This is a genomic window from Pseudoleptotrichia goodfellowii (genome assembly GCF_007990505.1).
Lineage (GTDB): Bacteria > Fusobacteriota > Fusobacteriia > Fusobacteriales > Leptotrichiaceae > Pseudoleptotrichia > Pseudoleptotrichia goodfellowii.
The window spans coordinates 320,527-340,100 of sequence record NZ_AP019822.1; the positions used below are offsets into that span (position 1 = coordinate 320,527).

A 19,574-nucleotide genomic window follows, 5' to 3' on the forward strand; every position below is an offset into this window, starting at 1 on the left:
ATGAAAAAATAAGAATTATATTTTATCATTTAAGTTATTACCGTTGCCGATTTTAAATTGTCAGAAAAGGAAATATATGAAAAAAAGGCTGGATTTGATTCTCGTGGAAAGAGGTATTTTTGAAACGAGAGAAAAAGCAAAAAGAGAAATAATGGCAGGGAATATTATTGTAAATGAGCATGCTGTCACTAAAGCGGGAACAAATTTTAAAGATGATGAAAAGCTTTTAATAAGAGTAAAAGACCGTTTGAAATATGTAAGTCGCGGAGGACTTAAGCTGGAAAAAGCAATAGAAGTCTGGAATCTTGATTTTTCAGATAAGACAGTCCTTGATATAGGTGCTTCTACCGGAGGATTTACAGACTGTGCATTACAGAACGGTGCGAAGAAAGTTTACAGTGTAGATGTAGGGACCAATCAGCTTGACTGGAAACTGAGAAACGACAGCAGAGTAGTTTCCATTGAAAATACTCATATAAAGGATTTAAAGCCCGAAAATCTTGAAAACGAAAAAGCAGATTTTACAGTTATAGATGTGTCATTTATTTCATTAACAAAAGTAATTCCTTATTTACGTAAATTTCTGAAAGATAAAGGTAAAGTTATAATGCTTATTAAGCCTCAGTTTGAAGTCGGAAAAGAAAAAATAGGAAAGAATGGTATAGTAATAGAAGAACAGTATCATGATGAAGCAATAAAGAAAATAATTTCTTTTATTAAAGAAAATGATTATGAACTTATAGGTGTAGAAGATTCCCCTATAAAAGGCTCTAAAGGTAACAAAGAATTTTTAGCAATGATTGTGTCAAACTAATAAAAACAGGAGGAAATTAATGAAAAAAAATAAATTATTATATCTGATATTAGGATTTATACTTATAAGTATACCTGTATACTGTGCTGCGACAATTATAAAATCCGCCAGAAATGATAAAAACAGCAATGCCAACTATAACACGGATTCAACAGAACTTAACAGAATTGTGGACGTTATAAACATCATAGACAATAGATTTGTAGGAAAAGAAACACCTAATAAAGACGAACTTTATAAAGCAGCTGTTACAGGAGTCGTAAACAGGCTGAACGATCCTTATTCGGAGTATTTGTCTCAGGAAGATTTGAAAAACTTTTCCGAAGATATAGAAGGTGAATATGTAGGTGTAGGAATGAGTATCCAGAAGAAAAAAGGAGAAGCTCTTGAAGTTACGTCGCCTTTTATAGGAAGTCCGGCTGAAAAAGTGGGAATAAAAATCGGAGATAAAATAATTAAAGTAGATGACAAAGATATATTGCCTCTTACATCGACAGATACGGTAAAATTACTGAAAGGTAAAGAAGGTACAAAAGTCAGTGTAGAGATTGTAAGAGCTGGAAAAAAAGAGCCCTTTAAAGTAACTATGACAAGAGCAAAAATAAAGCTTGAAACTGTAGAAAGTAAAATGCTCGGAAACGGTATAGGATATGTAAGTCTTTTGAGATTCGGAAATCATGCAGGAGAAGATGTACAAAAAGCTGTAGAAGGACTTCAGAAACAGGGAATGAAAGGGCTTATTCTGGATCTTAGACTGAACCCGGGAGGATCTTTACAGGAAGCACAGGATATATCATCTTTATTTTTAAAAGAGGATTTGATAGTTTCATTGAAATATAAAGACGGCCAGGAGAAAAAATACAATAGAACGGGTAAATATTTAGGTGATTTTCCTTTGATAGTTCTTGTAAACAAGGGAAGTGCTTCTGCGTCGGAAATAGTAACAGGAGCAATTAAAGATTACAAAAGAGGAACTATTATCGGAGAGAAAACTTTCGGAAAAGGAATTGTACAGCAAGTTTTACCTTTAAGAACGGGAGATGCTGTAAAATTAACTATTGCACAGTACTTTACACCTAAAGGAAATTATATTCACGAAAAAGGAATAGAGCCTGATATAAAAGTACCTATGGAAGAACTTATCACTCTTAAAGGTTATACGAATGATTCGGAACAGGCAAGAAAAAACAGAGAAAAAGAAATAGAAGAGATTCTTATAAAAGAAAAAGGTGCCGAAGAAGCTAAAAAAATCATAGCTGCAGGAGATGTACAGCTGAAAAGAGCCATAGAAGAAATGAATAAAAAATTAGGAACAAAAAAATAGAATATTAGGAGAGTTTATGTTTTATGTTGTCGGTACACCGATAGGTAATTTGGAAGACATAACATTCAGAGCTTTAAGGATTTTAAAAGAGGTGGATTATATATTTGCCGAAGATACGAGAGTAACAAAAAAGTTACTTAATCATTATGAAATAGAAAAGACGGTATACCAGTATCATGAACATAATAAATTTCATCAAATAGAAAATATTTTAAACTTATTGAAAGACAATAAAAATATAGCTTTGGTGACGGATGCAGGAACTCCCTGCATTTCGGATCCGGGCTTTGAACTTGTAAATGAGATATTAAAAGAAAACATAAAAGTGTCAGGCATACCGGGTCCTTCATCGATAATAACAGGTGGAAGTATTTCCGGACTTGACATGAGAAGAATTGCATACGAAGGTTTTTTACCCAAAAAAAAGGGAAGACAGACTCTTTTTAATAAACTGAAAGAAGAGGAAAGAATGATTATTATACTCGAATCTCCTAACAGGATTTTGAAAACTCTGAAGGATATAAAAGAATACTTGGGAGAAAGATATATAGTAATCACAAGAGAGCTTACAAAGATATATGAAGAAGTTATAAGAGGAAATGTTTCAGAAATTATAGAAAAACTTGAAAAAAAACCTGTTAAGGGAGAAATAGTTTTGTTTATAAGGGCATCGGAGGATAACGGAATATATTTGAAAAAAGAAGTAAAAGGAGAATAAAATGAATATAAACTGGTATCCGGGTCATATGAAAAAAACTAAGGATCTGATAGTTGAAAATCTTAAAATAATAGATGTCGTTATTGAAATACTGGATGCAAGAATACCTTTATCGAGTAAAAATCCCGATATATCAAAATTGGCTAAAAATAAACAGAAAATAGTTGTTTTAAACAAAGTTGATCTGGTTGATACTAAAGATCTGAAAAAGTGGGAAGAATATTTTCTGAAAAATGAAATATCAGATTATTTTGTTGCTCTCAGTGTAGAAAAAGGAACTAATTTTAATGAACTGAGAAAAATAACCGATAAAATTTATTCTGATAAACTCGAAAAAATGAAAAAAAAGGGACTGAGAAAAACCGAAGTAAGAGCAATGATAGTAGGGATACCCAATGTAGGAAAGTCAAAATTTATTAATAAATTTGTGAATAAAAATAAGGCTAAAGTCGGAAATACACCGGGGTTCACAAGGGGAAAACAGTGGATAAAAATAAATGATAAAATAGAGTTGCTTGATACACCGGGAGTTTTATGGCCTAAGTTTGAAGATGAGAACACAGCATATAATCTGGCGATAACAGGCTCAATAAAAGATAATGTGCTGCCGATAGAAGAAGTAGTCATGAAATTTTTTGACAAATTAAAAATATTAAACAAAATTGAAAATTTGGTAGAAGTATATAATTTGGAAGAATACACAAATAAAGAAGAGATAAAAGATACGGAAAATCATAAAATACTTGAAATGCTCGAAAAAAGATTGGGGATTTTCAAAAACGAAGAGCATAATTACGAGACAGTAGCAAGAAGAGTGCTTAAAGACTACAGAAACGGAAAAACAGGAAAATTCTTTTTGGAACTTCCTGAGGAGTTTTAGGAAAGTTTTTATGCGTTTAAAGGAGAAAATATGAGAGTAGGAATATTCACCGATACTTACAGACCGCAGGTAAACGGTGTTGTAAGCTCAATATTGACATTGGAGAAGGAATTAAGGAAAAAAGGTCATAAAGTTTATATTATAACAACAACAGATCCTGATGCACCTATGGTCGAGCCTAATGTGTTGAGATTGCCTAGTATGGAGTTTAAGCCTTTGCCTCAATACAGATTGGGAATGCTTTATTCATCGAGGATAATAAAAAAAATAAAAAGACTGGAACTTGATATAATACATTCACAGACAGAATGGGGAGTCGGAACATTTGCAAGATTTGCAGCAATAAATCTTGAAATCCCTCTTGTGCATACGTATCACACTCTTTATGAATATTATACCCATTATATAACGAGAGGTCATTTTACAGTACCGGCTAAAAAACTCGCAGCTGCGATAAGTAAGTTTTACTGTGAAAAATGTAATGCACTTATAGTACCTACAAGGAAAGTCGAAGATATACTCTATTCATATGATGTTGATAAAAACATGAATATAATTCCTACAGGAATAGAGCTGAATAAATTTTACAGAGAAAATTATACAGATGAAGAAATAAAATTTATGAGAGAAAGTTTTAATATACAGGATAGTGATTTTCTTTGTGTGTATATAGGAAGAATAGCAAAGGAAAAAAGTATTGATGTTTTGATAGACATGTTTTCAAAAATAAAAGATGAAACATTCAAATTTATGATAGTAGGTAGAGGACCTGTGGTTGATGAACTTAAAAATCAGGCAGAAAATCTCGGAATAAATGACAGAGTAATTTTTGCGGGAGAAGTTCCTCACGATAAAGTTCCCGTTTATTATCAGATGGGAGATGTATTCTTAAATGCAAGTGTATCGGAAACTCAGGGACTAACCTTTGTAGAAGCAATGGCTGCAAAAACTCCCGTTAATGCAAGGTATGATTTGAATCTGGAAGATTTACTGGTTAAAAATGAAGCGGGATTAGTTTATAAAAATGAAGAAGAATTTATAAGTAATATAATGTTATTAAAACAGAATAAAGAATTGAGAGAGAAAATAATAGAAAATGCTTACAATGTATCTCAGGACTTTACTGCTGAAAAGTTCGGAGAGAGAGTAGAAGCAGTCTATAAAAAAACAATAGAGGAGTATGATAGTCGTGAAAGTTTTACTATTTTCAGAGGGGAAAAATACATTCAGCAAATCAGGCGTTGGACAAGCATTAAATCATCAGGTAGAAGCCCTTGGAGCAAATAATGTGGAATATACTTTAAATCCTGATGAAGAATATGATATTGTGCATATAAACACGTTAGGGTTGAAATCATGGAAAATGTTGAAAAAAGCTAAAAAAATGAAAAAACCTGTAATTTATCACACACACACAACTTACGAAGATTTTAAAGGAAGTATAAAATGGAGTGATCAGCTTGCACCTGTAATAAGATACTGGGCTAAAAAATCTTACAATGGAGCGGATTATTTAATATCTCCAACTGAATATACAAAAAAACTTGTTTCTGAAAAATACTTAAAAAACGAAAAAGAAATAAGAGTAATATCTAACGGTGTAAATACTGAGAAAATTTCGAAAAATGAAGAATTGAAGAAAAAGTTTCTGGAAAAATATAAGATTTTCAAACCTCTTGTAATAACTGCAGGATTGCCTTTTGAAAGAAAAGGAATAAAAGAATTTGTAAAATTAGCGGAAAGATGCAGTGATTATCAGTTTTTATGGTTCGGCTCTTCAAGTATAAAACCGATGTTACCGAAAAAAATACAAAAAATAATAGATAATCCTCCAAAAAATCTTTCTTTTCCCGGATTTGTGGAAAAAGAAGAACTGATAGGAGCATTCAGTGCTGCAAAACTTTTTTTATTCATGACTTATGAGGAAAATGAAGGAATAGTAGTGTTGGAATCGCTTTCATTGAAATTACCTTTGGTGGTAAGAGATATTCCTGTCTATGAGGACTGGCTTCAGGACGGTGTAAACTGCTTTAAAGCCCGAAATAATGACGAATTTTACAAAAAAATGGTAAGTATCGTCAATGATAAAGTAAAAAATATAGATGATATAATAGAAAATGCTTATAAAATTGCTGAAGAAAGAGACTTAAAAAATATAGGTAAAAAATACAAAGAGTATTATGAATATATATTGGATAAAAAATAAAATAATCGTAAGAACTCGATGTTTTAACATTATGATAAAAAAATAAAGGATATTCTGAATTTTCTTTTAAACCTAAATTCCCGAAGAATTATACATATGAAAAAAGGACATAGAATTAGTCTTTTTCTATAATAATTCTTCAGGAAATTTAATATCCATATATTTAAATATTTCTTTCTGTTTCTTTGTTACTTCTCCCAATTTAAGTTTTTCATTACCTCTTTCATAACTTTCTATCAAGTCCAATTCATCAAGAAGTTCCTGTGTTGTGTATTTCTTATATAATTCTTTTCACTCATCTTATTTTTTATATACGATAGCATTACTAATGACACGAATGTTACAAATATTTTTCCATCCATTGTAGGTTTTGATGATACTCTTAATCTTCTTGCATCAAGTCGGTCTTTTATATTATGAAATGCTTTCTCTGCTACATCTTTTTGTCTATATATACTTAATATTTCTCTTGCTTCAAGATTTTCATTACTTATCAAACTGAAATAACCATATTTTTTCATATGTTTTTCTATAATATCATCTTTTGCTACAGCAATTATATTTTCTTTTTCAACTTTAATATCGAAATATTTCCTATAGTCTTCGACTCTTTTTCATTTTCTACATTATTTTCTATATCTGTTTTAATTTAATCAGGTATTCTGTAAAATCTTTATCTTCTTTTAAAGCTTTTCATCATCAAAAAACACATACAAGTAAAGATACTTCTTATTTTCCTTGTCTGTATCGTCCCACATAAGTATTTCTTTTTTACCATATATATTATATTCAGCTATATAATTAGTAAATTTCTTAATATCTTTTACTTTTTCTATTCTTTCTTTTATTATTTTGATGATGACTTTGTTCCTACAATAAATTTAAATTTATTATTCATGAGTTCATCTATATTGTTTTACTGTAGAATCCTCTATCCATCACTAATTTAGGTTTCTTAACTCCTATATACTGAACATCTTTTATTAATCTTCTAACTGTTGACACATCAACAATGTTTCCTGGTAAAACTCTATAGTAAAAAGGCAATCTTGACTTTTCTCCATACAAAATTGCAAGATTGATTTGTGCTAATGTATCATTTTCCTTATTATATCCGTATCTCATTTGATTAATAGCTTTTGAATAAGATGATATGCTTGTTGTATCATAAGCCCAATACTCATCTTCTTTCAACTGTTCAGCCTGTAATTTAAAGAAATTGTTTTTTCCGCTTTCATTTATTTCTGAAAACATTTCACTTATTCTTTGAGAAGTTAGTTCACTTCTGTTAAATGTTTTATGAATTTTACTCCATTTTTCATATCTTGATATAGGACTATCTTTTTCTAATATCAGATATTGTGCAACAGATAAAATTTCTTTGTACAAATCAGGAAAACATTCTTTAAGATTAGAAGTCAGTCCCAATTTTTTAGCAATAAGATTTAAAAGCAGATTAGCACCATAAAATTTACGCTTATCATTTTGAGCTTTATTTTCTTCCAATTTCTTTTTTTGAGTGGAAGTAGGTACAATTTGTCCAGTAAGAGGGTCCTTAATACCGATTAATTTTCTTTTAGATTTAGATTTTTTTTCAGATTTATCCCAATAGTTAATAGATTCATAAACATAAGTTTTATTGTATTTTTTATTATATAGAAAAACTAAAGAAGCCATAAGATTATCACCTATGTATAATTATACATAGAAATAAAGAAAAAGTCAAGAAAAAAATGTAGAAAAAAGCAATAAAATTAATCTTTTTTCTACTTCATATGTTTATTTCTTCGGAAATTTAGGTTTAAATAAAGAATTTCAAGTATCCTTTTTTAAAAATTAATCAGGAATTTTTATGCCCTGTTCGGCTCTATCCTCAAAATAATAATAGGAATCGACTGTATCAAGCAAATAACCGTCAACTTCTATTTCATCAAGACTTTTCTGATAATTTTTTATAATTTTTTTCCATTCGGGATGCCAGTATTTTACAATATAATTTCCTTTCCAAGCAGGATTTTCCGCTACAATCCATTCAGGATTTTTTTTGTTCCACGACTTATCCCAGTAATTTCTGTAATCTTCAGCTTCTCCTATGCTGAAATAAGCAACTACAAGCCTTTTCCCTCCTGATTTTTTTGTTTTTAACTGCTTTATCTGTTCTTTTGTAAAAAAGACTCCGTTGTGAGAAGGTTCAATCAGAAGTAAATCAAAATCAGTGTTTTTTAAAAACTCAAAATATTGATTTATATCTTTAAACTTTTCAGGATTTAAAAGACACAAAAAATTCTTAACCTTATTGAGAGAGTCTATATTTTCTGTATTGTATTCGTGAATAGACTCATATAGATCTTTTGCTCCGAATGAGAGAAGCATTTCGCTGATAAATTTTGTTTTCATATCCTCTTTAATTAAAAAATCTTTTTTTGATTTTCCTTTAGCATAATTAATAACAAAAACAGGCTTTCCGCTGTTTCTTAAAGGAATTAAAAGATTTAATAATTCTTGTCGGGATTTTTTTGGAGTGGGAGTGTTGTATTTTAAAATATCTCCATAATACAAAGATTCCTGAGTAGTTCCGTCCGTAATGTTGAAAAAGTTTTTATCAAGCTTTCCGTTATTGAAATACAGACCGTTTCCGTTTTGAGTAATTATAATCCTGCTTTTACTTGTATTATTTCTTATTTCCTTTATAAAATCCTTCATACGATTACGATATACTTCGTTGGATGTATTCCGTTCATTGTTGGAGAATATCTTATTTTCCGATTCTTTTAAAGAAGACAGTTTCAAGGGATCTTCTTTTGAGAAACCTGAAATAAAAAATATAAAGATTAATAATAATTGTTTTTTCATATAATATAAATTCCTTTCAATATATGAATTTATTATATCTTTTTTAACTTAGAAAATACAGTCAATAAGTAATTTATAAGGTACATGTTGTAAAATATACCAATATATGACTGTTTTCGTTGATGAAAATAGTGGAGGTGAGCATTTTGAAAAAATTAATTTTATTCGTATTTTTTATATTTTCGATAACTGCTTTTTCGGGTACTGATAAAGAAGCGGAAGAAAAAATCAGGAAAGAAATGGAAAAGGTTATTAATTATCATAAAACAGGCGGTAAGGAAGAACGGGAAAAACTGCTGCTGGTAAATAGACTGGACAGAGATTCTGTCAGTTATTTTATTATGAATAAAATCGGAAGTGTAATGAGTGAAGGTCATAAAAAGTCCGAATATAAAATAAACAATATTGAAATAAAAGGAAATGAAGCTGTAATTGATATAGACTATAAAGGTCCTGATTTAAGTCAGGGAGTTGAAAAATTTCAGAAAGATTTTGAAAAATCTCCTGAAATTGTCGAGAAAATAAAAAAAATGTCTAAAAATGATTCTAAAAAATATATCGCAGAAGAATTTGAAAAATATATGATAAAAGATCTGAAAAGCGGAAGTTTTAAATATTACAATAAAAAAAGAATGAAACTTAAAATAAAAAAAATCGGTAATTGGGATAATCTTAATTTAGACAGAGAATTTATGAATATGCTTTCTTTGGGAATAATGGATAAATTTCATTCAATAGCCGGTTTGTAAAAAAATAAAAAAAGTTATTGACAAATAAAATAAAAAATGATAATATATCACTTGTCTGATAGAAATATCAAATAAGAACGGTGCATGGCGCAGTCCGGTAGCGCACCTGCCTTGGGAGCAGGGGGCCGCAGGTTCGAATCCTGCTGCACCGACCATTATCTATATGTGATGCGGGAGTAGCTCAGTTGGTAGAGCGTCAGCCTTCCAAGCTGAATGTCGCGAGTTCGACCCTCGTCTCCCGCTCCATTTTTTTAAAGGAAACAGGAGATAGATGGTGACCGTAGTTCAGTTGGTAGAGCGCCAGTTTGTGGCACTGGTTGTCGCGGGTTCAAGTCCCGTCGGTCACCCCATATGAGCCATTAGCTCAGTCGGTAGAGCACATGACTTTTAATCATGGTGTCACTGGTTCGATTCCAGTATGGCTCACCATTAATAATAAAATAAAGAATGCGAGAGTGGCGAAATTGGCATACGCACTAGACTTAGGATCTAGCGTCTTCGACATGAGGGTTCGAGTCCCTCCTCTCGCACCAAAAAGCCCCACACAACTTTATAACTCAATTCAAGATTATCAGTATTTCAATAGGCTGATATTTTTTTATTTTTATCTTTTTTATCAAAAGTCTAAACATAGTGAATAAATCATATCGATCCGTATCATCCATATTTTCCAAAACCTCTTTCAAAATTTTTATATTATCTAATTCTTTTTCAGATATAGTTTTTTCATTTATAATTCTTTCAACATCTTGCAATGATGTTTCAAAAAATTCTTTTCTTGTTTTCAGTTCTTCAAGTTTTGTTTTTAATTCTGATTCCGTAATTAATTCTTTTGAGTATAACTCTATATATTTATTTCGTTCCTTGTCTAATTTTTGGCACTGTGCTTTAAAGTTTTCTTTGTCGGATATATATTTATCCAAATTTGGTTTTTCATTTAAAAATTCAAGCTCTTTTAAGCTTAAAAGCTTATTTATAATAAAGTCCTCTGCTTTTCTTTGTGCTATTGATTTTCTGCATTTATCACATCTATAGTTCGGACCGTTTTTGAACATTTTCCCTCCGCAGGAACATTCAATAATTCCTGTGAATAAAAATTTATTATCTTTTTTTATTACTCTTTGCTTAAAGAGCATTTGTCTTTGAACTTCTTCAAAAACTTCTTTATCTATGATTGCGGGATGATTTCCTTTAAAAATTTTAGCTTCCTTATTTATTTTTACTATCCCGGTATTTATGTTATTTTCTTTTTTTCCATACATTAGATTTCCAATATAAAATTCATTTTGCAAGATCCATTTAATTGACGAAATATGACGATTAAATATTTTTGCTGTTTCACTTAGACTTTTTGTTTCAAGATAAGTATTAAATATACTTATTACATCTTCTGATGTGTCTATATCAACTACTATATTTCCGTTTCCATCTTTTTTATATCCAATAGGAATAGTTCCGCCTTGCCATATCCCTGCTTTTGCCCTTGCCCACTTGTTAGATTTTACCCTCATAGATATTTGTTTTCTTTCGTAGTCAGCAAGGACTGCAAAAATTTGAAAGAATAACATACCTGTGGGAGTTGTAGTGTTTATCTCACTTTGAGATATTGAAACAAATTTAATGTCACTTTTTTGTAATTCAAGGACAAAATTTAGCATTGTTAGAGTAATACGGGATATACGGGAACTTTCATAAACAACTAATACATCAAATGATTTCTTTTTAATTTCCTGCTGTAGCTTTAAAAATCCTTCCCTGTTATCATTTCCTCCGCTTTCAACATCTTGTATTATTTCTTTTAATTTGTAGTTGTTATATTCGCAAAATTCTTTGCATTTCTGAATTTGGAACTCGAGAGACCGACCTTCTTCTTGCATTTCGGTCGATACTCTCGCATAAACAATAGCTTTCATTTATTAAGCCGCTCCTCTTTTTCTCTGATTTGCTTTTATTTTTAAAAGTATTTTTAGTATTTGTTCTTTATTTTTCATTCTCAATCAACTCCATTAATTCGGGATTTTCAAAAATATTACCGATAACCTCAAAATCTTCTTTTTTGAAATCAAAATGGAAAATATAGATATAGTCATCTTTGTTGATTAATTCGCCTACAAAAGCACCGTTCTTAAATTTAACGATTGCTTTTTCAATTTTGCTCGAAGTTAAATTAATTAAAACTATATCCCCCTCGTATATCTCAACACCATTTTTGTCTTTAAGTCCTGTGTATTGCATTATTTCATAAGGGTCTTTGTAGAAAAAAGTTAATTTGTTGTTCCTGAATACATATAACTCACCTCTTGGGTTGATTAAATAATCTAATTCTTTTTCAACAAATCTTTTCAAATCATAATCCCAAATTCTAAATTTAATCTCTCTCATTTTCTTTCTCTCCTAAAATCCATTTTAAAGTTTTTATTTGATTTAATAAATTTTTGTTGTGATTGTCTATTTCTTCAACATCACTGCACCAAGTATCTAAATTGTTTTCTAATTCTTTTATTTTATCTTTTATTTCCTGTTCTGTTTTCATTTTTCTTCCTCCGTTCTCTCAATTAATCCTGTTTTTATTCCTCAAATGGATTTTTTGCTGTATCTCCAAATAATTCATTTTCTAAATTATCGTCTTCAGTTACTATTTCGGCTTCTTGAACTTCACTTGTAGGTTGTTCTTGTGGAGTTTCATCAATTTTAGATAAATCAATGCCTGTTTCTTCAGCTTCGTACATTCCTTCAAGTTCTTCAATAAAGGCTTCTCTTAATGCTTGAGCTTTAGCAACTTTAGTTATCATTGTAACTGGTCTATTTGCCCAGTTTGTATTAGGAGTTCCGTCACTTTTAGTTTGAATATATTCATCAAGATTTACTTCGACCGTAACTGGATTTTTCCAGTTTTTACGATATACACTACACCAAGCACCAATTAATTTCTCTTGGTCTTTTAAGTAAATAGTTCCTTCTCTTCTTTCTAATTTTCCAGTTTCATTTTTCAAAACATATATCCCTACAGTTTTTCCATCATATTCTTTATGCTGTATGGCTCTTTTTTCAAGAGCGTCCCTTGAAACTACCATTGTGGCTGGTTGTGTTCCATACTTAATCAAATATACTTCTTTCGTAAACGGATTGAGTTTTCTTGCTTTACACAGGTGCATAAAATAAACTATTTCTTGGTCCGTTAATTTATCAGCCTGTCCGTTTACAAGGTAGTTCTTTACTATCGCAGGACTTAATTTTATTTCTTCATTACCTACGTTGAAAATCATTAATTTGTTATCTTTCTTATTTTTTTCATCTGCTATTCTACTCATTATTATTCATCTCCCAATTCAATATTTTCTTTTAATTCTGATTTTATTCCGTATATTTCAGATACTCTTTTTAATTCTTTCAAAAATGATAATGAAGCTCTCGGAAATCTTATTGTAGTATCGAAGTATTTTTCATTTTTTTCGATTTTTGGATCCGAAGCTACATAAGTTTTTTGAGTTTGCTGTATAGCTTCTTGTTTCTCCTGTTCTTTTTTAGCTTCTAATTCCGCCAAAGCTTTTTGTTTATCCTCTTCGGCTTTTATTCTCATATTTTCTTCCGTAGTCTTAATTTCGTTCTTTTTATCAACTAACTTTTTCATTATGTTATCATACTCTTCAAGCACTAAATACTGCACATCTTCAAATTTGAGCTTATTTTCTATTTCTTCGTTGACTGCTATTAATTGAGAAGTTATAAAGTTGTATCTTTTATTCCAGTATTCAAACTGTTCCTTTATTTCTTCCTCGATTTTTTTAATCGTCATAGTTTTGTTTTTCCATTTATCCCCTATGACGAAATATCTTTCGAGGAGTTTATTTTCTCCGAATATTTTATTTTTAAATTCCCCTATTTCTTCCAGTTTCTTTTGCCATTCTTCCTCTTCAAACTTCTTGATTTGCTCTCCTATATTGTTTGATAATGCTTTTGTATCTTTTTCAGCAGTCTTAAGAGTATCTATTATACTTTTTATGTCTGCCATTCCATCTTTTTCTATTTTTTTTCTTACTTCCAATATATTTTTTTCAAGCTTATTAAGTTTAGTTCTTTCTTCTGTTGCCATTTTAACTTCATCAGCTGTAAAAACTATATTCTGATACTTTTCTTTAACTTCTGCCATATATTTTTCGACTTCCTCGATATTCATTTGAACTACGGCAGGAGTAATGCTTTTTATAACTAATTCCATTATTTCCTCCTTAAGTATATATCCATAATAAATCATTTATTTTTTCAAGGACTTCACATAAATCTTGTAATTCTTCCTCTTCAAATTCTTCGAGTTCTATTTTATCCTCAATTTCCAAAAGAAAATCTTTTATGTTGTCTATTTTATCTTCTGCACATTTTACTGTTTTTTCTTTCATTTTATTTTTCCTCCTAAATTATTAATTTCTTTACATAAGGCGGTTCTTCGTCTCTTTCTAAGTAGCCGTAAAACTCAACCTCTTTTTTATATATTTCAAACATATCTTCGGTATCCCGATTGATATAATATTGCCTTAACTCATGCTTATTATCCGCAAATACAAGCTTAATATCAGCGTATAATATTGCATATTTCCAGCCCGTAACCATTAAATAGTGTTGGACTTGAAGATAATACTCAATCGGTATATTATCTTTCCATTTTTGCTTGTATATTGCGTAGCTATGACAAGTAGCTGTCTTTATTTCTAAAATCCCTTTTTCTCCGTCCTCATTTTCCAAAACTCCGTCGAGATTAGCTGACATAAATGAATATTCAACCGACACAAGAGTTTTTTCAAGTTTGCCTACAGAATATTCAGGATTATTAATCCGAAAGTGTTCTATAAGCAAATCTTCGCTTTTAACGCCTCTCTGTATTGCCTCGTTGTCGGATAAATCGTCTTGCTTTTTTCTCCCTGTCTTTTCTTTCCAGAGGTCAACAATATTTTTGTATTCGTTATACCCCATTAATACAGAAATATCGCTTCCACCAATATGTTTCCTCCGTATATCATGCCACTCATCTTTGTTTGAGTAGCTTAATTCTCTGAATTGCATTCTTCCTCCTTTCATTTCACAAAACAGGAAATAATTCTTCCCGTCTTGCTTCTTTCAGTGTTTCAAAGTATCCTATTATTTCATCGTTTGTCATTCTGCTGTAATCAAAATTTATAGCTCTCACTTCGATTTTTCTGTCGGAATTATATAAAGCCCGAAGTTTTGCGTGGGTAATTTTCGCTGACACTTTTCTTTCTTCAACTTCAATAACAACTGGAGCATTTTCAAAGTAAAGGAGTTTTATTTTATTGCTCATCTTCGTCATCTCCATTCTCCAACCATTCTTCTAAATCTGCGAAGTAATCAAATTCTTTTTTGTGATTTTTTGAAGAGTTAAATTTTTTATAAGTTACATATATACCATTTTTGTTCATATTCAGACTAACGATTACTATTTCTCCGTCGTCATAATCAAACGGTGTTTCATTTATTATGCTTTCCCATATATCTTGTAGTTCTATCATCTGTTATCCTCCTCTATTTCTTCTAAAAGTTCTTTTAAAATATCAATTTTTATTTCAATTGCTAAAGCTAATTTTAGTGCCTGTTCAATCCAAATATCCGATTCAGCAAGCTCTTGTTTCTCCTTTTCAAGAACATTAATTTTGTTTTTTATAGTTTCTTTTATATCCATATTTTTTCTCATTAAATATATTTTATTTTTTTTAAAACCCATTTAAGAGCTTCGATTTTTCCGCGTTCATAATCGAAACTCGAATGGTCTTCTATATCTTTCATTTTGATTTTCAAAATCGAAGCATCAGCTTTCAATTCTAAAATTAATTCTTCTAATTTTTCGATTACCTCATCTTTCTCTCTCATTTTCATCATCTCCTAAAATTTCTCTTAATAGTTTATTTCTCTCTTCGAGCACCAATATATATGTACTTAGAAGCCCCCAATCATTATCCGATTTTGCTCTTTCTATTTCCAATTCATTTTTACGTATCATTTCCCTTATTTCCTGTTCTGTTTTCATTTTTCCTCCTATTATTTAATTTTATAATATGCTATACTTAATTGATTGAATTTGTGAGGCACTTTTGCGAGTGCCTTTTTCTATTTAAACTCTTTTTTCAATTCTCGGAAAAATTCCGGGAATATCCAAAATAATAACCAGCATAATATAGGTACAAGGGCATTTCCTCCAAGTCCCCAATATCCGTTTTCCACTATAGCACCGTATTGAGCTAATAAAGTAAGAAGTATTGATATAATCCACTTAATTTTATTCATCTTTATCCTTCCTTTCTACATTTTTAAAAATTAATCAAACATATCGTTGATAAATTTTTGTATTTCTTCTTCTGTATCTTCAAAGACATATTTGAAAGATACGTGTGTTGTCCATTCTGTCCGTGTAATATCACTTCCCTCGACGGTGTACGAATGTTTTTTGTAAGAGCCGACACTGTATAATTGACCGCTTGTTTTTCCTCTGAGTTTTACAACAATAATGTCTCCTTCTCTACCAGAGTACAATTCGTAGTTGCTACTTTCTCTTACTTTATGTTCAGCTTTTGCAATCATTAGTCTGTCGTTAGCATTAAGACCCGATAAATCAGCTTTCTCTTGTGTTCTTATTAAATCTGATTTTAAATTTTCTCTGTTAATATTTCTTTTCATTTTCTTTCCTCCTAATTATATTTAAATTCTGTTTTTCTATTTTTGATAGTAACTTTGATTTTGTTAGGGTCTACAACCCAGTGGGAATCTACCATTTTTTTGTAATCCCCAGTATAAATAACGCTGATTATATATTTTTTAGTACCAACAACAAAAGCATTTCTGTTATTATTGTAAACAACTACCATTTCGTTGTCGGCTAAATTATTTATTTTTACAAATTCCTTATTCATCATAAATTGTTTCATTATTTCAAATTTACGGTCTTCTCTCCATGCGACATCTGAACTTAAGCATGGTAATAGATACCCCCATAAACCTGTAATGTTTTTAGACCCACCAAATCTTGTAAAACCTGTAAGTGTTTCAATATGTTTATTTATTTTTCTTTCCATATTATTTCCTCCTATTTTTTATTTGGGGGATTTCTCCCCCTATATATAATTTGGTTTGTTAAGCTATTTTCTTAGTTGAAACCCATACGTCATAGGTTTCTTCCTCTGTGATGTATTCTTGGTTTCCGTTCCAGTACGTATGAATACCAGTAACGATACTTGAAGTTGCCTGTGTTTCATATTCGTAATTCTCGAATATATCCAACACTTGCATTACTTCTTTGGTCGTGTAGCCGTCTAATATCCAGCCACAAAGCCAGTTGTTCAACCAAGATTGAGTATATTCAATCTCGTATTCATCGTTTATTTTCAATTCTCCGTTGCCGATTTCGTCTTGTATGACACTTTCGACAAAGTCTTTAAAATTTTCTTTCATAGTTCCTCCTACTAAAATGATTTTTGTCAAATCGTTTGACAAAATGCAAATGATAAGGTAAAAAAATATAGGAATTTTCCTTTTGTGATATAGTTATATCATATAATTTGACTTTTGTCAAGCGTATATTTGATTTTTGTCAAATTATTTTACAAATGTAAAAAATGATAGTATAATTTAATAAGACAATAGGAGGATTTATAATGGATAAAATTGAAGAAGTGTCAATTGCAATTAGAAAAAGAAGAGAAGAATTAGGATTATACCAAGAAGATGTAGTTGAAAAACTAAGAAAAGAGAATATTCATATTTCGGTATCTGGACTTTCAAGAATCGAAAGTTCGGAAAGACAAAAATTAGACTCGAAACTGCTGATAGCTCTATCGAAAATATTGAAAAAAGATTTTATGGCAATATTAGGACATAATCCTCAAAATTTCAATGGACAATCGGAAGTGAGAGAAGAATCGAATGTATATGGAGGCTCTTTCCAAAGTTTCGTGACCATACCACTTTATAGTATGGCTTCTGCAGGAAACGGATTAATAGAATTTAGCAATGAAGTCGATTATATAGATATACCTAAATTAAATGGAAACGTAAAAAAGAGCGATTTTGCTTCAAAGGTAAAAGGTGATAGTATGGAACCTTATTATCACGAAGGAGATATAATAGTTGTAGATGTTTCAAATAGAGATATTCGGACATTAAATGGTAAAGAAGCATTAATTGATTATGACGGAAAAAGGTATTTAAAAATTGTAGAGTTTGAAGTAGGCACAGGGGATTTACGATTAAAGTCATATAATCCTGCTTATAGTGACATTCAAATTAAAAACTATGACCTTGACGAAGTTGAGTGTAAAGGAGTTATAAGTATGGTAATTAGTATGAGAAATAATAAAAGAATATAAAACTTCCGATGGATTTAGAGTTTAGGGAAGTTTGAAAAAGTAATATAAAAAAATAATATTTTATAACTATAATTATAATTTATATGTTGTTCATAAATACTGATATTGTTACCTTTATTAAAAAATATTTATATATTTTATAATATAATTTTTGTTGACATTATATAAAAAAAAGTATATAAATATATAAAGAATAAAGGAGGATATATTATGAAAACAATGGGGAGTATTTTTAAAGAATATAGAAAAAAAGAACGAATAACACAAAGAGAATTAGCGGATTTGTTAAATTGTAGTTTACAATCAATTGCTAAAATTGAGACAAATAAATCAAATGCCGGTCCTAAAATATTAACTGAATTTTTGAAACAAAGGAATATTGATAAAGAAACGAGAAAAATCATTTTTGAATATAAAAAGCAGAAGAAAGAAAAAAAAGCAAAAACAACCTCAAAAGAACAAGATGAGAATTATAGTTATGAAGATATGCTAAAAATAAAGGCGGTTTTGTCTGAATACGCAACTACAAATAGATTAGTGAAAGTAATGTGGGATTTTAGAGAATCTCTTTTCAAATATTTTCAGGAAATAGATTTGTTACTTTCTACAAATGAGTTTAAAACAAATAAAAAAATGGAAAAAGGTATTTTAAAAGTTAGCGAAGATTTAGACGATATGTCAAAAAAAATGAAAAAGCATCTTGATAAAAAAATTATAGATGCACAAATTTTGTAGGAGGATAAGAATGTTTAGTGTAGAAGAAGAAAAAGAATTTATAGAGTTATTGCCATTAATGCAGGACTTTACAAGCAAAATTAAAATTATATCGGAATTTGTAGAGAAAGAAGAAAACGAAGTAATAGAAATGGCATTTACTACATTTTTTGGAAAGACATTGAAGCCGAGATATAAAGATTATGGTACAATATATTTGGAACAAGGTAGAAAAATTTCTGGATGCATGATAAGAATGGAGGAAAAAGGAAGAAATCCAAGAGTTAAAACAGGAACGCACGGAATGCCGCAACACATTGAGATGATGTTTGAAACTTTCGGAAGCAGGGAAATAGGTAAAAATATATTAGAATATTCATTTAGGTTAGTAGATATAACTTTAGAGTCGATTTTTTCTTCAGATAAAGAAAAGAAGAAAGAAAAATATAATTTGGCTATTCAGCAATCTAACTTTCTGTATATGATGTTACAAATAGCAGTTAAATTGTTAGCGTTAGATTTATATAAAAAGGGAGAAAAAATTGAAAATGTTACGTTGCGTTATATGACTGAAATGATAGAAAAAGATAAAAAACGATTGGGAGAACTTTTTTCAGAAGCTTTCAATGGTTTTGGAGATTTAACTTCGGCGATAGATGAATATTATTTTACTTTGAACAGCTATTTTGAAGACTACGCTAAAAGGAAATTTAATGTTACTCTTGAAGAAATGGAAAGAATGGGAGAAGAGCATAGAGTACTTAAAAGATTAGGCGAAGATAATGTTTTGAGATATGTAGGTTTTTTATTAGAAAGATTGAGAAATAAGTTAATAATTCAACATACTATGACCGAAAACAAAATAATAACTTTAAAATAAGAGCCTAACGGCTCTTTTCTTTTTGGGAAATTCGGGATATAATATAATAAATATTTTAAAAGGAGTT

The 19,574-nt window shown here is 30.0% G+C and carries 29 protein-coding genes and 5 tRNA genes; 15 read left to right on the forward strand and 19 right to left on the reverse strand.

The window, feature by feature from the left end:
• The first annotated feature begins 76 nt into the window (after positions 1 to 76).
• From FVE72_RS01445 to FVE72_RS01470, 6 genes are read left to right on the forward strand one after another with little or no spacing between them, the layout of a single operon-like run.
• Positions 77 to 814 (forward strand): TlyA family RNA methyltransferase, encoded by a 738-nt coding sequence (locus FVE72_RS01445; protein ID WP_026736969.1) that lies wholly within the window; start codon positions 77 to 79, stop codon positions 812 to 814.
• A 19-nt stretch (positions 815 to 833) separates the two neighbouring features.
• Positions 834 to 2,138 carry a S41 family peptidase gene (locus FVE72_RS01450; RefSeq protein WP_006808319.1) on the forward strand — a complete coding sequence of 435 codons (1,305 nt, stop codon included), beginning with the start codon at positions 834 to 836 and terminating at the stop codon, positions 2,136 to 2,138.
• A gap of 16 nt (positions 2,139 to 2,154) precedes the next feature.
• The gene (gene rsmI, locus FVE72_RS01455; protein WP_006808332.1) at positions 2,155 to 2,856 is read left to right on the forward strand and encodes a 16S rRNA (cytidine(1402)-2'-O)-methyltransferase; all 702 of its coding nucleotides are present in this window, start codon (positions 2,155 to 2,157) and stop codon (positions 2,854 to 2,856) included.
• A gap of 1 nt (position 2,857) precedes the next feature.
• Positions 2,858 to 3,736 (forward strand): ribosome biogenesis GTPase YlqF, encoded by an 879-nt coding sequence (gene ylqF / locus FVE72_RS01460; RefSeq protein ID WP_026736970.1) that lies wholly within the window; start codon positions 2,858 to 2,860, stop codon positions 3,734 to 3,736.
• A gap of 30 nt (positions 3,737 to 3,766) precedes the next feature.
• Positions 3,767 to 5,023: a glycosyltransferase gene (locus FVE72_RS01465; protein ID WP_026736971.1), complete on the forward strand. Its 1,257-nt coding sequence runs from the start codon at positions 3,767 to 3,769 to the stop codon at positions 5,021 to 5,023.
• Positions 4,917 to 5,942, forward strand: a complete 1,026-nt coding sequence (locus FVE72_RS01470) for a glycosyltransferase family 4 protein (protein WP_232049462.1) — start codon at positions 4,917 to 4,919, stop codon at positions 5,940 to 5,942. Before FVE72_RS01465 ends, FVE72_RS01470 begins: the two co-directional genes overlap by 107 nt.
• A gap of 236 nt (positions 5,943 to 6,178) precedes the next feature.
• Here the strand turns inward: FVE72_RS01470 and FVE72_RS01475 are convergent, their stop codons facing one another.
• From FVE72_RS01475 to FVE72_RS01485, 3 genes are all read right to left on the reverse strand, one after another.
• Complete coding sequence (locus tag FVE72_RS01475; RefSeq protein WP_332069763.1) at positions 6,179 to 6,523, reverse strand: hypothetical protein; 345 nt, start codon at positions 6,521 to 6,523, stop codon at positions 6,179 to 6,181.
• Positions 6,524 to 6,848: 325 nt separating this feature from the next.
• Positions 6,849 to 7,619: an IS1634 family transposase gene (locus FVE72_RS01480; RefSeq protein WP_146966331.1), complete on the reverse strand. Its 771-nt coding sequence runs from the start codon at positions 7,617 to 7,619 to the stop codon at positions 6,849 to 6,851.
• A gap of 159 nt (positions 7,620 to 7,778) precedes the next feature.
• On the reverse strand, positions 7,779 to 8,795 hold the full coding sequence (locus FVE72_RS01485) for an endo alpha-1,4 polygalactosaminidase (protein ID WP_154669355.1): 1,017 nt from the start codon (positions 8,793 to 8,795) through the stop codon (positions 7,779 to 7,781).
• Between the two features lie 146 nt (positions 8,796 to 8,941).
• On the opposite strand from FVE72_RS01485, the gene FVE72_RS01490 reads away from it, so the two are divergent.
• The 6 genes from FVE72_RS01490 to FVE72_RS01515 all read left to right on the forward strand — a co-directional run bounded on the left by FVE72_RS01490 (position 8,942) and on the right by FVE72_RS01515 (position 10,077).
• Entirely contained in the window at positions 8,942 to 9,544 is a 603-nt protein-coding gene (locus tag FVE72_RS01490; RefSeq protein ID WP_006808333.1) for a hypothetical protein, read from the forward strand.
• Positions 9,545 to 9,622: 78 nt separating this feature from the next.
• Positions 9,623 to 9,699, forward strand: a tRNA-Pro gene (locus FVE72_RS01495).
• A 15-nt stretch (positions 9,700 to 9,714) separates the two neighbouring features.
• A tRNA-Gly gene (locus tag FVE72_RS01500) sits at positions 9,715 to 9,790 on the forward strand.
• A 28-nt stretch (positions 9,791 to 9,818) separates the two neighbouring features.
• Positions 9,819 to 9,894 (forward strand) — tRNA-His (locus tag FVE72_RS01505).
• A 3-nt stretch (positions 9,895 to 9,897) separates the two neighbouring features.
• Positions 9,898 to 9,973 (forward strand) — tRNA-Lys (locus FVE72_RS01510).
• Between the two features lie 20 nt (positions 9,974 to 9,993).
• Positions 9,994 to 10,077 (forward strand) — tRNA-Leu (locus FVE72_RS01515).
• A 24-nt stretch (positions 10,078 to 10,101) separates the two neighbouring features.
• On the opposite strand, the gene FVE72_RS01520 is transcribed toward FVE72_RS01515, so the two are convergent.
• The 16 genes from FVE72_RS01520 to FVE72_RS01565 form a co-directional block, all read right to left on the reverse strand.
• On the reverse strand, positions 10,102 to 11,457 hold the full coding sequence (locus FVE72_RS01520; protein ID WP_026736975.1) for a recombinase family protein: 1,356 nt from the start codon (positions 11,455 to 11,457) through the stop codon (positions 10,102 to 10,104).
• A 67-nt stretch (positions 11,458 to 11,524) separates the two neighbouring features.
• Positions 11,525 to 11,926: a YopX family protein gene (locus FVE72_RS01525; RefSeq protein WP_036056003.1), complete on the reverse strand. Its 402-nt coding sequence runs from the start codon at positions 11,924 to 11,926 to the stop codon at positions 11,525 to 11,527.
• On the reverse strand, positions 11,913 to 12,077 hold the full coding sequence (locus tag FVE72_RS11135; RefSeq protein WP_154669356.1) for a hypothetical protein: 165 nt from the start codon (positions 12,075 to 12,077) through the stop codon (positions 11,913 to 11,915). The genes FVE72_RS01525 and FVE72_RS11135 overlap by 14 nt, the downstream gene beginning before the upstream one ends.
• Positions 12,078 to 12,111: 34 nt before the next feature.
• On the reverse strand, positions 12,112 to 12,855 hold the full coding sequence (gene bet / locus FVE72_RS01530) for a phage recombination protein Bet (RefSeq protein ID WP_026736976.1): 744 nt from the start codon (positions 12,853 to 12,855) through the stop codon (positions 12,112 to 12,114).
• A gap of 2 nt (positions 12,856 to 12,857) precedes the next feature.
• On the reverse strand, positions 12,858 to 13,763 hold the full coding sequence (locus FVE72_RS01535; protein ID WP_026736977.1) for a DUF1351 domain-containing protein: 906 nt from the start codon (positions 13,761 to 13,763) through the stop codon (positions 12,858 to 12,860).
• A 10-nt stretch (positions 13,764 to 13,773) separates the two neighbouring features.
• Entirely contained in the window at positions 13,774 to 13,941 is a 168-nt protein-coding gene (locus FVE72_RS11140; RefSeq protein WP_154669357.1) for a hypothetical protein, read from the reverse strand.
• 13 nt (positions 13,942 to 13,954) lie between these two features.
• Positions 13,955 to 14,602 carry a YqaJ viral recombinase family nuclease gene (locus tag FVE72_RS01540; RefSeq protein WP_051411717.1) on the reverse strand — a complete coding sequence of 216 codons (648 nt, stop codon included), beginning with the start codon at positions 14,600 to 14,602 and terminating at the stop codon, positions 13,955 to 13,957.
• Positions 14,603 to 14,618: 16 nt separating this feature from the next.
• Positions 14,619 to 14,858 (reverse strand): hypothetical protein, encoded by a 240-nt coding sequence (locus tag FVE72_RS01545; protein WP_026736978.1) that lies wholly within the window; start codon positions 14,856 to 14,858, stop codon positions 14,619 to 14,621.
• Complete coding sequence (locus FVE72_RS01550; protein ID WP_026736979.1) at positions 14,848 to 15,066, reverse strand: hypothetical protein; 219 nt, start codon at positions 15,064 to 15,066, stop codon at positions 14,848 to 14,850. Before FVE72_RS01550 ends, FVE72_RS01545 begins: the two co-directional genes overlap by 11 nt.
• Positions 15,063 to 15,278: a hypothetical protein gene (locus FVE72_RS11145; RefSeq protein ID WP_026736980.1), complete on the reverse strand. Its 216-nt coding sequence runs from the start codon at positions 15,276 to 15,278 to the stop codon at positions 15,063 to 15,065. Before FVE72_RS11145 ends, FVE72_RS01550 begins: the two co-directional genes overlap by 4 nt.
• Positions 15,248 to 15,424: a hypothetical protein gene (locus FVE72_RS11150; protein ID WP_154669359.1), complete on the reverse strand. Its 177-nt coding sequence runs from the start codon at positions 15,422 to 15,424 to the stop codon at positions 15,248 to 15,250. Before FVE72_RS11150 ends, FVE72_RS11145 begins: the two co-directional genes overlap by 31 nt.
• Positions 15,408 to 15,581, reverse strand: a complete 174-nt coding sequence (locus tag FVE72_RS11155) for a hypothetical protein (protein ID WP_154669360.1) — start codon at positions 15,579 to 15,581, stop codon at positions 15,408 to 15,410. The genes FVE72_RS11150 and FVE72_RS11155 overlap by 17 nt, the downstream gene beginning before the upstream one ends.
• An 80-nt stretch (positions 15,582 to 15,661) precedes the next feature.
• Complete coding sequence (locus FVE72_RS11160; RefSeq protein WP_154669361.1) at positions 15,662 to 15,838, reverse strand: hypothetical protein; 177 nt, start codon at positions 15,836 to 15,838, stop codon at positions 15,662 to 15,664.
• A gap of 30 nt (positions 15,839 to 15,868) precedes the next feature.
• Entirely contained in the window at positions 15,869 to 16,228 is a 360-nt protein-coding gene (locus FVE72_RS01555; RefSeq protein ID WP_026736981.1) for a hypothetical protein, read from the reverse strand.
• A gap of 11 nt (positions 16,229 to 16,239) precedes the next feature.
• Positions 16,240 to 16,623, reverse strand: coding sequence for a hypothetical protein (locus FVE72_RS01560; RefSeq protein ID WP_026736982.1), 384 nt, complete (start codon positions 16,621 to 16,623; stop codon positions 16,240 to 16,242).
• A 58-nt stretch (positions 16,624 to 16,681) separates the two neighbouring features.
• Entirely contained in the window at positions 16,682 to 17,041 is a 360-nt protein-coding gene (locus FVE72_RS01565) for a hypothetical protein (RefSeq protein WP_146966333.1), read from the reverse strand.
• A gap of 161 nt (positions 17,042 to 17,202) precedes the next feature.
• Between FVE72_RS01565 and FVE72_RS01570 the strand changes: the two genes are divergently transcribed.
• The 3 genes from FVE72_RS01570 (at position 17,203) to FVE72_RS01580 (ending at position 19,507) form a co-directional block, all read left to right on the forward strand.
• The gene (locus tag FVE72_RS01570; protein WP_026736984.1) at positions 17,203 to 17,913 is read left to right on the forward strand and encodes an XRE family transcriptional regulator; all 711 of its coding nucleotides are present in this window, start codon (positions 17,203 to 17,205) and stop codon (positions 17,911 to 17,913) included.
• A 210-nt stretch (positions 17,914 to 18,123) separates the two neighbouring features.
• Entirely contained in the window at positions 18,124 to 18,648 is a 525-nt protein-coding gene (locus tag FVE72_RS01575) for a helix-turn-helix domain-containing protein (RefSeq protein WP_036056005.1), read from the forward strand.
• A 10-nt stretch (positions 18,649 to 18,658) separates the two neighbouring features.
• Positions 18,659 to 19,507, forward strand: a complete 849-nt coding sequence (locus FVE72_RS01580; protein ID WP_026736985.1) for a hypothetical protein — start codon at positions 18,659 to 18,661, stop codon at positions 19,505 to 19,507.
• Positions 19,508 to 19,574 lie beyond the last annotated feature (67 nt).